Here is a 13,792-nt window from a genome sequence, read left to right as displayed (position 1 = left end):
CCGCCGGAGCCCGCTTCCATGACAGAAGCCCATGTTTTCGTCATCGGCATCCTGTTGGCCTGGATGGCCGGTATCCGCGTCTATCTCACCGTATTCGGTGTGGGCGTGGCTGGGCTGATGGGCTGGGTCGACCTGCCACCCGCGCTGCAGGCCACCGAATCGTGGTGGGTGCTGGGCACCTCGGGCGTCCTGGCCATCACCGAATTCTTTGCCGACAAGATTCCAGGCGTGGATTCGATCTGGGACCTGCTGCAAACCCTCACCCGCGTGCCGGCCGGTGCGTTCCTGGCTGCGGCCACACTTTCTTCCGACGGCCAACTGAGCACGGGCGTGTTGGCGGCCGGCGCCGGTGTCGCCCTGGCGAGCCATGGCCTGAAGGCTGGCACCCGAGCGTTGCTCAACACCTCACCGGAGCCGGCCAGCAACTGGATGGCGTCCATCGTCGAAGACGGGCTGGTGGTGGGTGGCTTGGCCTTGGCACTGGCCCACCCATGGCTGGCGCTGATCCTCGTATTGGGTACCAGCATCATCGGCGCGGTAGTGGTCTGGCTGGTGTGGCGCACGTTGTGGCGTGGCATCAAGCGCCTTTTTGCAGCGCCCGAATCCACCACAACCACGTTACGGCCCGGTGGCGATCATTCGCTCCCACCCGCTCCTTGAACGCATAATCCCCGGTCTACCGGGAGTACCGATGGCCAGCACCGACACCCTGATCTCCAGCACCCGCTCGATCCGCGCGGAAACACCGCCTGCCGACTATTGGCAGCGCTGGAGCGTGCGCAATGCGCCGCCAGCCGAAGTCGTGCAGGCCCAGCTCAAGACCGCCGGCACGGGCGCTGCAACCGATACCGCACCGTCCATTGCCGACGACACGCCGTACCGCGTGTTGATCGTCGAAGACAACCGCTCGCAGGCGCTGTTCGCACAGAGTGTGCTGCACGGCGCTGGCATGCAGGCTTTTGTGCAGATGGAGGCCGAAGGCGTGCAGCAGGCCATCAGCGCACACCGCCCGGATCTGATCCTGATGGATCTGCACATGCCCGGCCTGGATGGCATGCGCTTGACCGCAATGATCCGCCAGCAGCCGCACCAGCAACTGCTGCCCATCGTGTTCCTCACCGGCGAGGCCGATCCGGACCGGCAGTTTGAAGTGCTCGATTGCGGCGCCGACGACGTGCTGGTGAAACCCATCCGGCCACGCCATCTGGTCGCCGCCGTTGCCAACCGCATCCGCCGCAACCGGCTGCAGGCGCAAGGCAAGATCGACAACGGCCCGATGTTGAACAACCCGGAAACCGGGCTACCCACGCGTCACAACGTGATGCGGCAGCTGCAGGCAACGCTTACCGATCAGCAACCCGGCGGTTTGATGTTCATCGAGATCGCCAGCGCCCTGGGCCTGCGCGAACGTTACGGCTATGCCAGTTTCGAGCGGTTGATGGTGCAGGCAGGGCAGCGTCTGGCCGACAACCTGGAGCCACATCTGTTGGCGCGCCTCAACGACAACAGTTTCCTGCTGCTGGCTCGGGGCATCGCACCCGATGCGGTCGAGCCGCTGGCCCAGCGCATCCGCGAGCGCCTGTCGGCCCAGCCGTTCGCAGCGCGCGACGATGAATCCGTTTTCCTTCGCTGCGCCGTCGGCCATGCGCCGCTGCCGGGCAGTTTCAGCGACGCGGACAACGCTTTGGAAGCCGTGGAACGCACTGCGCTGCAGGCACGTCTGAGCAACAACGGCGTCGCCGCTTACACACCCGAAGAAGCCACGCTCAACGACGAACATCTGGCGCTGCTGGACGGTCAACTTGAGCTGGCATATCAGCCCATCGTCGCCGTTGCCGGTGGCGATACCGCGCAGTACCAGGTACTGCTGCGGCTGCGTCAAAGTGACGGCACGCTGCTTTCTGCCGGGCAGGTGATTCCGGCCGCAGAAGCGGCCGGCCGCATCGCCGACCTTGATCAACAGGTTGTCGAACACGCACTGGGTCTGCTGCACCTTTATCAATTCGCACAACCACCGCTGCGTTTGTTCGTATCGCAGTCGCTGCGCACGCTTTCGCGCAGTGCGTATGCGGAATGGCTGCTCAAAGCACTGCAGGAGCGTCAGGTAGCCGGCAATGGCTTGGTGATCGATGTGCGCCTGTCCGATGCGCTGGTGCATGCGGTGAGCCTGCAGCAGTTCTGCGCGCAGTTGATGCCGGCCGGTGTGCAGTTCTGCCTGAGCCAGTTTGAGCCCGGCGACGAGGCCAATGCCCTGCTCACCCAGTTGCCGCTGAGCTTCATCCGCATGGCCGCACGCTATGCCGGCAGCCATACCAGCCAGACGCTACGCGACGAGCTGCGCAATTCCATCGACCACGCACACCGCGCCAACCTGCAGATCATCGGCCAGCAGATCGAAGATCCGCAGGCCGCTGCGGCGATGTGGATGGGCGGCGTGGATTTCATCCAGGGCAATGTTGTACAGCGCGCGGGCAACGAGCTGAATTTCGACTTCCAGAACGCGGTGCTCTGAAGTGAGCGTCTCGGGGGGGACGCGAAACTGGGCGCTGGTAGCAGCGGTGTGCGCCGCGATGGCGGTTGCGGTGCCTTTCCTGCCACCGCTGCCGGCCATCGCCGGCACGGTTGCGGGTTCGGTCAGCGTCCTGGCTGCATTGCTGGCTGCGTGGCGCGCCAATGGCGAGCGTCGTCGTCGTCACGCATTGCAGCTGCACAGTGAAGAGCTGCAACTGCAATGCAAACAGTTGCGTCAGGCCGAAGTCGGTCACAGCAAGCTGGAACAGCAACTGTTGCAGGCCAAACAAATCGCCGAAGCAGCCACCTTGGCCAAGGGCGAGTTTCTGGCCACCATGAGCCACGAAATCCGCACGCCGCTCAACGGCATCCTGCCAATGCTGGAACTGGTCGCACAGGGGCCGCTGGAGATGGAACAGCGCAACATGCTGTCCACGGCCACTGAAAGCTCACGCCAGCTGTTCCGTATCGTTGATGACATCCTTGATTACTCCAAGCTGGAAGCCAATCGGCTGGAGCTGGAAGTCACCACCTTCAATCTGCGCGAGACGCTGGATGGCATGTTGCAGCTGATGCAACGCACCGCCGAGCACAAGGGCCTGCGCATTTCGCTGCATATCGACCCGTCCGTGCGTCTGTCGGTGCGTGGCGACCCGGTACGCCTGCGTCAGGTGCTGGGCAACCTGTTGGTCAACGCCATCAAGTTCACCGAGCGCGGCAGCATCCAGGTGCGGGTCAAGCGGCTGGGCGAAACTCCGGCGCAACATCATCTGCGCTTTGAGGTGCGTGACACCGGCATCGGCCTGGATGACAGCCAGGGCGAGCGGGTATTCGAGTCCTTCACCCAGGCTGATGCCTCCACCACCCGTTTGTACGGCGGCACCGGGCTTGGCCTGGCCATCTGCAAACGCATCATCGAGCTGATGCGCGGCACCATTGGTGTGCAGTCGCATCCAGGGCGCGGCTCAACGTTCTGGTTCGAGATTCCACTGCTGAAGGTCATTGGCGACCTGCACCGCCCGGAGCACCTGCGTAACGCCCGGCAGGTGCTGTTGGTCGCCCCCGAACCGCGCCTGCGGCAACGCCTGGAGCTGGTACTGCCCACCTGGGGCTACCAACCGCGCGTCGCCAACAACCTGCAGGAAGCACTGGAACGCCTGCGCAATCCGGCATTGTCGGGTGGCTGGCACGCGGTCATCGGCGACCTTGTCTCGCTGCGTCACGGCGCCGCGGCACTGCAGCGCGCCATCAACCGCATGGACACCGACATGCCGCGCATGCTGTGGCTGTACGGCGACGCTTCCGTCCCCGACCTGTTGCGCGAGAACGCCACGTTGCTGCCGCGCCAGTTGCCGGACAGCGAACTACGTAATGCATTGACCGCCTCCATCGGGCCTTCACCGGTACATGCATCATCGGCGGCGGCTGAAGCTGCCCATGCTCCCACTGTCATCGACACACCCGGCGACACTGATCTGACCGGCATGTCGGTACTGGTGGTGGAAGACAACCCGATCAACCTGCTCGTCGCGCAGAAGCTGCTCGAAGCCATCGGCTGCCGCACCGAGCGCGCAGAGAACGGCGCCATCGCGTTGGAAAAAATGCACAAGCGACGCTACGACGCGGTGCTGATGGATTGTCAGATGCCGGTACTCGACGGCTATGCCGCCACCCAGCGCTGGCGCCAGTACGAAGCCGATAGCGGCACGCCGCGTCTGCCGATCATTGCCATGACCGCCAATGCCATGGCTGGCGACCGCCAGCGCTGCCTGGACAGCGGCATGGACGAGTACCTTTCCAAACCCATTTCCCGCAGCCAACTGCAGGCCTGCCTGCAAGCCTTCAAGCCTGCGCCCCCCGTCAGCCCCACGGTAGCCACCATGAGCACTCCCCTTGACCACGCACGCGCTGCCAGCGGCGCTCCGGCAGCACCTGCTGCCATCACTGCCCCGACGCTTGAACGCGCGGTGCTGGACGAACTGGTGGAGATCGCTGGCGACGACACGCACACGATCATCAAACTGTTCCTCGACGAGACACCCATCCTGCTGCAGCAACTACAGGTGGCGATCGCCAACAGCGACACGCGTCGTCTGGGCGAAGTGGCGCACAGCCTCAAGTCATCCAGCGCCAATGTCGGCGTGCTGGCCTTGTCCGAAGCAGCAAGGCAGCTGGAACATGCCGTTCGCACCGGCACGCTGGAGCAGCCCGCAAGCATGGTCGCCCAGGTAATCGCCGAGTTCTCCCGCGCGCGCCCGGTACTGCTCGGCTATCAAGCCGACATGCGTGGCGAACAGCTCCCGCAAGGCTGACGACCAACACCGGCTGCATGGCCAACGCGCGACGGATCCCGGTGCCAACCGGGCCGACGCAGATCACATCGCGACGCCCATAAACGCAACAGGAACCGCCGTATGGACGGCGGTTCCTGCGGTAGCTACTTCCAGATTTCAGCGCCCGCTGCTGGACATGCTTCGTCAGCAGCGTCGCCTTGTTGTTGGTCAGTCGTCGAGCTTGGTGAGCAGATAATTCGGCTCGCCGATACGCTCGATCAGATCCAGCTGGGTTTCCAGCCAGTCGATATGCTCTTCCTCCGAATCGAGGATCTTCACGAACAGCTCGCGGCTGATGTAATCACCAATCGACTCGGCATAAGCCACCGCATCGCGCAGCACCGTCACTCCTTCGGTCTCCAGCGCCAGATCGCACTTGAGGATTTCGGTGGGGTTTTCGCCGATACGCAGCTTGCCCAGCGCCTGGAAATTCGGCAGACCTTCAAGGAACAGGATGCGATCGGAAAGCACGTCGGCGTGCTTCATCTCGTCGATCGATTCCTTGTACTCGTGCTCGGCCAATTCCTTCAGCCCCCAGTTCTTCAGCATCTTGGCGTGCAGGAAGTACTGGTTGATGGCGGTCAACTCGTTGTAGAGGACCTTATTGAGGAATTCGATGACCTTGGCGTCGCCTTTCATTGCGTTAGCTCCCGCAGTTGTAACTGCGCGCACTTTACCCCTTGCCGGGGTGCCATGAAGGAACGCGAATCGTGATCATTACTAGCCGCCGCAGCCGGCGGGCGCGGCATGGCAGGTTCAGGCGGCCCGCAACAAGGGCAGCGGCAACTCGCGTGTGGCGCGCGCCTGGTCCAGCAAGCCGGCAGCCATGTCCAGACAGGACCCGCAGTTGGAGCCGCAGCCAGTACGCATGGTCAGCTCAGCCACGCTGTCACAACCAGCAAGCGCGGCTTCACGGATCTGGTGATCGGTTACCCCATTGCAGATACAGACGTACACGGTGCGGTGCTCTTCAAGCAGCCGAGTTGGCTGCAGGGCATTCAAACGCAAATGCGAATGGTTGTCAATTTCGAGCGTTAATCATTATTAACTCTGCTTTCGCCAACCACCTTGCCGCCGCTGCAGCTTGCGTGGCCGGTCATGTCCGGCCGTGTTGCCCGGCAGCCAGGCTTCCTGCGCGGCCGCCGGCATCGATTGCACATCCGCGCTGGCAATCCCGCGCGCGAGCGGTGCCAGATGCCTCAATGCGCGTGCGTAAACCCCGCGTTTGAACATCACTACATGCTCAACCGGGTACCAGAAATCCACCCAACGCCAGCTATCGAACTCTGGCGTCTCGGTTAGATCCAAGCGCACATGGGCTTCGTCGCCAGTCAGACGCAGCAGGAACCAGACCTGCTTCTGACCGATGCAGACCTGTCGCTCATTGCGACGGATCGCCCTACTGGGCAGCCGATAGCGAAGCCAGCCAGGGGTAGCCCCCAGCACTTCGACATGTTCAGGCAGCAGGCCGGTTTCTTCCTGCAGCTCGCGGTACATGGCCTCGACAGGCGTCTCGTCAGTGTTCATACCACCCTGCGGGAACTGCCAGCCATCCCGGCGCACACGTCGTGCCCAGAACACCTGCCCATCCTCCCGCATCAGCACAATGCCGACGTTCGGTCGATAGCCGTCCGGATCGATCACGATGCGGACTCCTAAAATTTCTACTGTCAGGGACTCTGCCATGGCCTTGCCCGGGCCACAAGCAAAGAAAAAACTATTGACAGTTCTTCTTCAAATCCCCAGAATTGCCGGCTCCCTGAGGCTATGTAGCTCAGCCGGTTAGAGCACAGCACTCATAATGCTGGGGTCGGTGGTTCGAGTCCACCCATAGCCACCACGGTTGCCAAACATTGGCATCCACTCAGGGAAATGCGATAATAATCGCCTACTTTGCCCCGTCGCCAAGCGGTAAGGCACCTGACTCTGACTCAGGCATTCGGTGGTTCGAATCCATCCGGGGCAGCCAAACATAGAAAGGCCTGATCGAAAGATCGGGCCTTTTCTTTTGCCTGATTCTGAATGCCTCAGCAGATTCAAAGCGAGGCATTTCCCGACTGCACAGCAGCGGGGGCCACTCCACCTTTTGCCCTCGCCCTTGCCGCTAGGGAATCGCCCCCGAGCCCTCAGCTTTTCGACCCTCAGCAGAGGCAAAAGCAAAAGCCCAGAGCAGCTCCCGACCACACGGGAATGACGATTCTAAGCACCACGCAATCGCAGCGGCGGAAGGCACGGCCTTCGCCAGCCGAGAACCCACCCACACAGCAGTGACGAATCCCGGCATCCGAAGCCAGACAAGCCCGCAGTCAATGCTGGAGATATGGATATGAAATGAGACAAGGCGTCATACACCCGCCGACAACTCATTCACCACCACATCCCAACATCCAGAAACGACAAAAGCCCGGCCGAAGCCGGGCTTTTGCTTTCCTCCCAGCGGGATTCCGAAGAATCCCACGCCAGGCGCGATGGATCAGCGCTTGGAGAACTGGGTGGCGCGACGTGCCTTGTGCAGGCCGACCTTCTTACGCTCGACTTCACGGGCGTCACGGGTCATGAAGCCAGCCTTGCGCAGCTCGGACTTCAGGGTTTCGTCGTATTCAACCAGCGCACGAGCAATACCCAGACGGATCGCACCGGCCTGACCGGTGGTACCGCCGCCAGCGGCGGTGACCAGGATGTCGAAGGTTTCGGTGTTCTTGGTCAGCTCCAGCGGCTGACGCACGATCATGCGTGCGGTCTCACGGCCAAAGAACTCGTCCAGCGGACGGCCATTGACGGTGATGTTGCCGGCGCCCTTGCGCAGGAACACGCGAGCGGTGGAGGACTTGCGGCGGCCAGTGCCGTAGTTTTGAGTGATAGCCATGATTAGATATCCAGAACCTGCGGCTGCTGTGCGGCGTGCGGATGCTCAGTGCCAGCGTAGACCTTGAGCTTGCGGTACATCTGACGGCCCAGCGGGCCCTTCGGCAGCATGCCCTTGACGGCGATCTCGATCACGCGCTCCGGGTGACGCTCAAGCGCCTGCTCCAGAGTCTCAGTCTTCAGGTTGCCGATGTAGCCGGTGAAGCGATGGTACTTCTTGTCCTTCAGCTTCTTGCCGGTAACAGTGATCTTGTCGGCATTGATGACGACCAGGTAATCACCGGTGTCAACATGCGGGGTGTAGACCGGCTTGTGCTTGCCACGCAGGCGGCGAGCCAGCTCGGTGGAGAGACGGCCCAGCGTCTTGCCGGCGGCGTCAACGAGGTACCAGTCGCGCTGGACGGTCTCGTTCTTTGCAGTGAAAGTGCTCATAAAGAACTCTAGTAGGTCGGGCTCATTGCGGCGGTGGGCTGCCGGAACTCTGCCACGCGTTGTGAAGGTGAAACAGAAGCGCGGAATTGTACTTGACCAATGGTTCCGACGCAACCAGCCCTACCCTTCGTGAATGAGCGGCCTTGGCAGGCCGGGGGCCAGCGGCGAGAATCCAGACACCCCACTCCTGCTGCTGCCATGACCATCGCACGCGTACAGACCCCACTGGACCACCTGCTCACCGAAGCGCAGCGCGCGCTGGACACGGTCTTCGGCAATCCCGCAGCAGCCCGCCCCAATCCGGCCGGTGACACGCCGGAAGTGGTTCTGGATCCTGCGGAAACACAACATGCCGCCGGGCTGATGCGCATCAATCATGTGGGCGAAGTCTGCGCGCAGGGCTTGTACTTCGGCCAGGCGGCCGTCGCTCGCGACCCCGCCACCCGAGAGCATCTGCTGGCGGCCGCACAAGAGGAAACCGACCACCTGAGCTGGTGCGCCGACCGTCTGCGCGAGCTGGGCAGCCGTCCCAGCCTGTTCAATCCGCTGTGGTACGCCGGCAGTTACACCATCGGCACGCTGGCAGGACTGCGCGGTGATGGCTGGAACCTCGGCTTTGTGGTGGAGACCGAGCGCCAGGTGGAGGCCCATCTGGACGAACACCTGGAAACCCTTCCGCCCGCCGACCAACGCAGCCGCGAGATCCTCAAGGTGATGAAGATCGACGAAGCCCGCCATGCCGATCACGCCGAACATGCGGGCGCACGCAAGCTGCCCTTCCCGATTCCATCGGTGATGGCACTGGCATCCAAAGCGATGAAGACCATCGCCTATCGAATCTGACAGGAAGACACCCCGGCACGGGAACACCGTAGCGCGGAGCCATGCTCCGCTTAAGCGTTACCGGTGAAGCACCGACCGAGCACGGCTCCTGCATTCCGGTTAAGGCCTTGCTGGTGAATGCCTGTGCCGAGCCCGCATTGCGCAATCAGCTGACGAACTTCAAGCCCATGACACCGGCCACGATCAGGCCGATGCACAGAAGTCGCGGCCATGAAGCGCTGTCGCCGAACAGGAACACCCCAGCCATTGCCACGCCAACTGCGCCGATGCCGGTCCACACCGCATAGCCGGTGCCCACCGGGATGGTGCGCAGCGCCTGGGTCAGCAGCCACAAGCTGATGGCAGCAAACACCACCGTGATCACGCTGGGCCACAAGCGGGTGAAACCCTCGCTGTACTTCAGGCCCAACGCGAAACCAATTTCAAACAGGCCTGCCAGCAGCAGGTAGATCCAAGGCATTGCCGTACGTCCTCTACAACCCAAAAAAAAGACGGCAGCCCGATGTCTCCACCGGGCCGCCGTCGGCAAACGTCTGCATTGCGTGCAGGGCGGGCCGTCCCGCCTGTTGTCACGACAGCGGGCCAGGCCCGCCGCCGTGTTGATGCTTACTCGGCCAGGTTGCGGCCGTGGAACAGCTCTTCAATCTCACGGCGCAGCAGTGCTTCGATCTTCATACGCTCCTTGAAGGAAAGGTTCTTTGCCTTCTCTTCAAACAGGTACTGGTCCAGGTCGAAGTCTTTCAGGTGCATCTTCGTGTGGAAGATATTTTCCTGATAGACGTTGACGTCGAACATCTCGTAACGCGACTTGATGTTCTTGGCCAGGAAGTTCTGGATCGAGTTGATCTTGTGATCGATGTAATGCTTTTTGCCCTTCACATCACGAGTAAAACCACGCACGCGGTAGTCCATGATCACGATGTCCGATTCCAGACTCTCGATCAGGTAGTTCAGCGCTTTCAGCGGCGAGATGACGCCACAGGTGGCCACGTCGATGTCGGCACGGAACGTTGCGATACCTTCCTGGGGATGGGTCTCCGGGTAGGTGTGCACCGTGATGTGCGACTTGTCCATGTGGGCGACCACGGCGTCGGAGATCAACTCCTTGCCCGCAGCCTTCTTGTCGATCACCGGCTCCTCGGAAATGAGAATTGTGACCGACGCACCTTGAGGATCGTAGTCCTGACGCGCGATGTTCAGGATGTTGGCGCCGATGATCTCGGCCACATCAGTGAGAATCTGCGTGAGACGATCGGCGTTGTACTCTTCGTCGATGTACTCGATATAACGCTGGCGCTCTTCTTCTGTACGCGCATAGCAGACGTCATAGATGTTGAAGCTCAAGGCCTTGGTGAGGTTGTTGAATCCTTGCAACCTCAGGCGAGGCAACGGCTTGACCACGGCGGTCGATCCTGTAGATGGTGGGAAAGGGGGAAGTATGGGGCAAAGTGTCCCCCTGTGAAACGTGTCCCCCGTCAACCGGGTTTGCCGCTTATGATTGGTCTCGTTAAGCTTGCCCGTTAAGCAAGTTCATTCTTTATGTGAACGCCATCATGAGCTCAGGGAACGCCAACACAGTGTCCAACGTGCGACTCGCCTCCAGTCCGCTGGCTCTGGATATAGCCACCATCGACCGCTTTCTGGCCCACAGCCACCGCCGGCGCTACCCCGCCCGGACGGACGTGTTTCGCCCTGGCGACCCCGCCGGGACCATGTATTACGTGATCAGCGGCTCGGTCAGCATCATCGCCGAGGAAGATGACGACCGCGAACTTGTGCTGGGCTACTTCGGTTCTGGCGAGTTCGTCGGCGAAATGGGCCTGTTCATCGAGTCTGAAAAACGTGAAGTCATCCTGCGCACCCGGACGCCGTGTGAGCTGGCCGAAATCAGCTACGAGCGGCTGCACCAGCTGTTCCTGGGGCCGCTGTCGGTAGACGCTCCGAAGCTGCTGTACGCCATCGGCTCCCAGATTTCCCGGCGCCTGCTGCACACCAGCCGCAAGGCCAGCCGCCTGGCCTTCCTGGACGTGACCGACCGCATCATCCGCACCCTGCATGACCTGGCCAAAGAGCCGGAGTCGATGAGCCACCCGCAGGGCACCCAGTTGCGCGTTTCCCGCCAGGAAATCGCCCGCTTGGTGGGTTGTTCGCGCGAAATGGCCGGCCGTGTGCTGAAGAAGCTGCAGGTGGACGGCATCCTGCATGCCCGCGGCAAGACCGTGGTTCTGTACGGAACGCGCTGATTCAAGCGCACGGCGATTCCCCGGAGGGTTGAAGCTGCAAGCGGCAGCCCGCTGTACCGGGGTATAGCGGAAACCCTGCCGCATTGCGGCTTTGGTCATCACACTTGGCCGGTTCGGGGGGGCCGCCTTGACCCCGCTGCGCCCTGCCCGCAGGCTGCGCGCATGGAATTTGGCAATGAATTTTACTGGTTCATCCTGATCGGCTTGGGTGCGCAGCTGGTGGATGGCGCACTGGGGATGGCGTTCGGGCTCATTTCGTCCTCGGTGCTGCTCAGCATGGGCCTGCCGCCCGCGGCGGTCAGCGCCAGCATCCATACCGCTGAGGTGTTCACTACCGGCGCGTCGGGCGTATCTCACCTGGTGGCTGGCAATGTCGACAAACGCTTGTTCCTTCGCCTGGCCATTCCCGGCGCGATAGGCGGCGCGATAGGCGCTTATGCGCTGACCCAGTTGCCGGGCGACGTCGTGCGGCCTTTCATCTATCTGTATCTGTTCGTGCTGGCGATCTTCATCCTCGCCCGCGCTGCAGGCCGGTTCGCCTCACGGCAGGAAGTGAAGCGGGTGCCGCTGCTGGGCTTCTTTGCCGGCTTGCTGGACGCCAGTGGTGGCGGCGGCTGGGGGCCGGTGGCGACCTCCACTCTGTTGGCCCGTGGTGGCCAGGCACGGACCACCATTGGCTCGGTCAATGCGGCCGAGTTCGTGGTGACGCTGTCGATTTCAGCCACGTTTCTGCTTTCGATGGGCCTGCAGCACCTGTCCATCGTCGCCGGCCTGCTGGTCGGCGGCATGATGGCCGCGCCAGTGGCGGCACTACTGGTCAAGCGCGTTAAGGAGCGCTGGGTGCTGATCGCGGTGGGCGTGCTGGTGCTGTCGATCAGCGTGTTCCAGATCGGCACTGCGCTGCTGAAGTTGCGCGCGGGGTGAGCGCGGGGGCTTGCGTTGGTTCCTGCGGTAATCAGGCAAACGTCAAACGCCCCCCTCATCCGCCCTCCGGGCGCCTTCTCCCGCATGCGGGAGAAGAGAAGCCGGGATCTTCCTGTTTTGTGTCAGGGCAGCGGATTGCCGCCGCGGTCGACGCAGCCCCAGTTGAGGATCGGCGTGCCGGCCGGCAGGACTTTGCCGAAGTACTCCACGCGTGAGCGTTTGGGGTTGACCACCACCGGCGCCTTGGCCGCCTTGAGCAACGGCAGGTCGGCGGTACTGTCGGAATAGGCGATGGCAATGTCGCCATAGCCCCGCTCGCGCAACATGCGCATTTTCTCTTCGTTGTGGCAGTGACGGGTGGCGCCCACCGCACCCAGACGCGGGCCGACTTCACTGCCAATCACCGGCACGCCTTGGTGGGCGACAAAAGCCAGGATGGCACGGGCCAGTTCCGGCGGTGCGCCGGTAGCCACGACCACCCGGTCGCCGGCCTTGCGATGCGCGGCGAACACATCCAACGCATGCGGCAACAGCTTGCTGCGGATTTCCGACTCGTGCCTGAGCACGTACTGGTCGATGATGCTGTTGAACTCACGTGCCTTATGCAGGCCGAAAGTGGCGATCCACACGTAGCCGGAAATACCGAAACGGCGGGTGGGCAACATCGCCACCAGCGGCCCGAACAACGGGGTGATGAGCAGCGCCGCCAATATCCGCAGGGGATTGCGCTTGATCAACCAAGCGAACAGGTGACTGCCCGAATCGCCGTCGTACAGGGTGTGGTCGAAATCGAAGACGACCAGCTGCGCGTCGTCCCGGGGAACGGGGTAAGAATTGGTCATGCAGTAAAGAATAGCTGACGCAGACCCTCGCCTGGCTCTTCCACGCGCATGAAAGCCTCACCCACCAGGAACGCATTGACCCCGGCGTCGCGCATGACCTTGACGTCGGCCGGGCCGAGAATGCCGCTTTCGGTGACCAGCAGGCGGTCTCGCGGCACCGCGTCCTTCATCGCCAACGTGGTGTCCAGCGAGACCTCGAAGGTGCGCAGATTGCGGTTGTTGATGCCCACCAGCGGCACCGGCACCTGGATGGCGCGCTCCAGCTCGTCGATGTCGTGCACTTCCACCAGCACGTCCATGCCCAGCTGCATGGCCAGGTCAGACAGTTCGGCCAGTTGGCGGTCGTCCAGCGCCGAGACGATCAGCAGGACGCAGTCCGCACCCAGCACGCGCGCCTCGACCACCTGGTACGGGTCGATGACGAAATCCTTGCGCAGCACCGGCAGCGTGCACGCCTCGCGAGCTTCCTGCAGATAGGCGTCGGCGCCCTGGAAGAAATCCACATCGGTCAGCACCGACAGGCAGCTGGCGCCGCCGAATTCGTAGCTCACCGCAATCTCGGCCGGACGGAAGTCCGGGCGGATCACGCCTTTGGACGGACTGGCCTTCTTGATCTCGGCGATCACCGCCGGGTCGCCATTGGCGATGGCCGCCTGCAGTGCATTGGCAAAGCCGCGCACCGGCGAGGCATCGGCCACGCGCGCCTTCAGCTCGGCCAACGGCACGCGGGCGCTGCGCTCGGCCACCTCCTGCGACTTGCGAGCGAGGATGGCGTTGAGGATGTCACTCATGGTTCTGC

At 62.6% G+C, this 13,792-nt stretch carries 15 protein-coding genes and 2 tRNA genes; 8 read left to right on the top strand and 9 right to left on the bottom strand.

Annotated features, from left to right (window positions below):
- The first annotated feature begins 18 nt into the window (after window positions 1-18).
- Genes PAN08_RS17410 through PAN08_RS17400 form a run of 3 tightly spaced genes read left to right on the top strand, consistent with a single transcriptional unit; the run spans window position 19 to window position 4,823 of the window.
- Window positions 19-660 (top strand): DUF4126 domain-containing protein, encoded by a 642-nt coding sequence (locus PAN08_RS17410; protein ID WP_269792777.1) that lies wholly within the window; start codon window positions 19-21, stop codon window positions 658-660.
- Between the two features lie 31 nt (window positions 661-691).
- Window positions 692-2,512 carry an EAL domain-containing response regulator gene (locus tag PAN08_RS17405; RefSeq protein WP_269792776.1) on the top strand — a complete coding sequence of 607 codons (1,821 nt, stop codon included), beginning with the start codon at window positions 692-694 and terminating at the stop codon, window positions 2,510-2,512.
- 1 nt (window position 2,513) lies between these two features.
- Window positions 2,514-4,823: an ATP-binding protein gene (locus tag PAN08_RS17400; RefSeq protein WP_269792775.1), complete on the top strand. Its 2,310-nt coding sequence runs from the start codon at window positions 2,514-2,516 to the stop codon at window positions 4,821-4,823.
- Window positions 4,824-5,012: 189 nt separating this feature from the next.
- Here PAN08_RS17400 and bfr read toward each other — a convergent pair whose 3' ends face one another.
- The 3 genes from bfr to PAN08_RS17385 form a co-directional block, all read right to left on the bottom strand.
- A complete protein-coding gene (gene bfr, locus PAN08_RS17395; RefSeq protein ID WP_269792774.1) occupies window positions 5,013-5,483 on the bottom strand; it encodes a bacterioferritin in 471 nt (156 codons plus the stop codon).
- Between the two features lie 117 nt (window positions 5,484-5,600).
- On the bottom strand, window positions 5,601-5,801 hold the full coding sequence (locus PAN08_RS17390; protein WP_057631586.1) for a (2Fe-2S)-binding protein: 201 nt from the start codon (window positions 5,799-5,801) through the stop codon (window positions 5,601-5,603).
- Window positions 5,802-5,888: 87 nt separating this feature from the next.
- Window positions 5,889-6,488, bottom strand: coding sequence for an RNA pyrophosphohydrolase (locus PAN08_RS17385; RefSeq protein WP_152982481.1), 600 nt, complete (start codon window positions 6,486-6,488; stop codon window positions 5,889-5,891).
- A gap of 119 nt (window positions 6,489-6,607) precedes the next feature.
- Here PAN08_RS17385 and PAN08_RS17380 point away from each other — a divergent pair.
- Both PAN08_RS17380 and PAN08_RS17375 read left to right on the top strand, forming a co-directional pair.
- Window positions 6,608-6,684, top strand: a tRNA-Met gene (locus tag PAN08_RS17380).
- A 54-nt stretch (window positions 6,685-6,738) separates the two neighbouring features.
- Window positions 6,739-6,813, top strand: a tRNA-Gln gene (locus PAN08_RS17375).
- Between the two features lie 504 nt (window positions 6,814-7,317).
- On the opposite strand, the gene rpsI is transcribed toward PAN08_RS17375, so the two are convergent.
- Together rpsI and rplM are read right to left on the bottom strand one after the other, a co-directional pair.
- The gene (gene rpsI, locus PAN08_RS17370; RefSeq protein WP_057631526.1) at window positions 7,318-7,710 is read right to left on the bottom strand and encodes a 30S ribosomal protein S9; all 393 of its coding nucleotides are present in this window, start codon (window positions 7,708-7,710) and stop codon (window positions 7,318-7,320) included.
- A gap of 2 nt (window positions 7,711-7,712) precedes the next feature.
- Window positions 7,713-8,141, bottom strand: coding sequence for a 50S ribosomal protein L13 (gene rplM, locus PAN08_RS17365; protein ID WP_062170141.1), 429 nt, complete (start codon window positions 8,139-8,141; stop codon window positions 7,713-7,715).
- Between the two features lie 198 nt (window positions 8,142-8,339).
- On the opposite strand from rplM, the gene coq7 reads away from it, so the two are divergent.
- Window positions 8,340-8,984, top strand: coding sequence for a 2-polyprenyl-3-methyl-6-methoxy-1,4-benzoquinone monooxygenase (gene coq7 / locus PAN08_RS17360; protein WP_269792773.1), 645 nt, complete (start codon window positions 8,340-8,342; stop codon window positions 8,982-8,984).
- Between the two features lie 145 nt (window positions 8,985-9,129).
- On the opposite strand, the gene sugE is transcribed toward coq7, so the two are convergent.
- Both sugE and speD read right to left on the bottom strand, forming a co-directional pair.
- The gene (gene sugE / locus PAN08_RS17355) at window positions 9,130-9,444 is read right to left on the bottom strand and encodes a quaternary ammonium compound efflux SMR transporter SugE (RefSeq protein WP_269792772.1); all 315 of its coding nucleotides are present in this window, start codon (window positions 9,442-9,444) and stop codon (window positions 9,130-9,132) included.
- Between the two features lie 146 nt (window positions 9,445-9,590).
- On the bottom strand, window positions 9,591-10,385 hold the full coding sequence (speD, locus tag PAN08_RS17350) for an adenosylmethionine decarboxylase (RefSeq protein ID WP_057506052.1): 795 nt from the start codon (window positions 10,383-10,385) through the stop codon (window positions 9,591-9,593).
- A 152-nt stretch (window positions 10,386-10,537) separates the two neighbouring features.
- Between speD and crp the strand changes: the two genes are divergently transcribed.
- Window positions 10,538-11,227 (top strand): cAMP-activated global transcriptional regulator CRP, encoded by a 690-nt coding sequence (crp, locus tag PAN08_RS17345; protein WP_057631588.1) that lies wholly within the window; start codon window positions 10,538-10,540, stop codon window positions 11,225-11,227.
- A 162-nt stretch (window positions 11,228-11,389) separates the two neighbouring features.
- Entirely contained in the window at window positions 11,390-12,151 is a 762-nt protein-coding gene (locus PAN08_RS17340; protein WP_269792771.1) for a sulfite exporter TauE/SafE family protein, read from the top strand.
- Window positions 12,152-12,273: 122 nt separating this feature from the next.
- On the opposite strand, the gene PAN08_RS17335 is transcribed toward PAN08_RS17340, so the two are convergent.
- Both PAN08_RS17335 and trpC read right to left on the bottom strand, forming a co-directional pair.
- Window positions 12,274-12,993: an HAD-IB family phosphatase gene (locus tag PAN08_RS17335; protein ID WP_269792770.1), complete on the bottom strand. Its 720-nt coding sequence runs from the start codon at window positions 12,991-12,993 to the stop codon at window positions 12,274-12,276.
- The gene (trpC, locus tag PAN08_RS17330; protein ID WP_269792769.1) at window positions 12,990-13,784 is read right to left on the bottom strand and encodes an indole-3-glycerol phosphate synthase TrpC; all 795 of its coding nucleotides are present in this window, start codon (window positions 13,782-13,784) and stop codon (window positions 12,990-12,992) included. Before trpC ends, PAN08_RS17335 begins: the two co-directional genes overlap by 4 nt.
- Between the last annotated feature and the right edge of the window lie 8 nt (window positions 13,785-13,792).

Source organism: Stenotrophomonas sp. Iso1, from assembly GCF_027497995.1.
Taxonomy (GTDB): Bacteria; Pseudomonadota; Gammaproteobacteria; order Xanthomonadales; family Xanthomonadaceae; genus Stenotrophomonas.
Note: the sequence above shows the minus strand (reverse complement) of the source record. Positions and strands in the feature narration are given on the sequence as shown.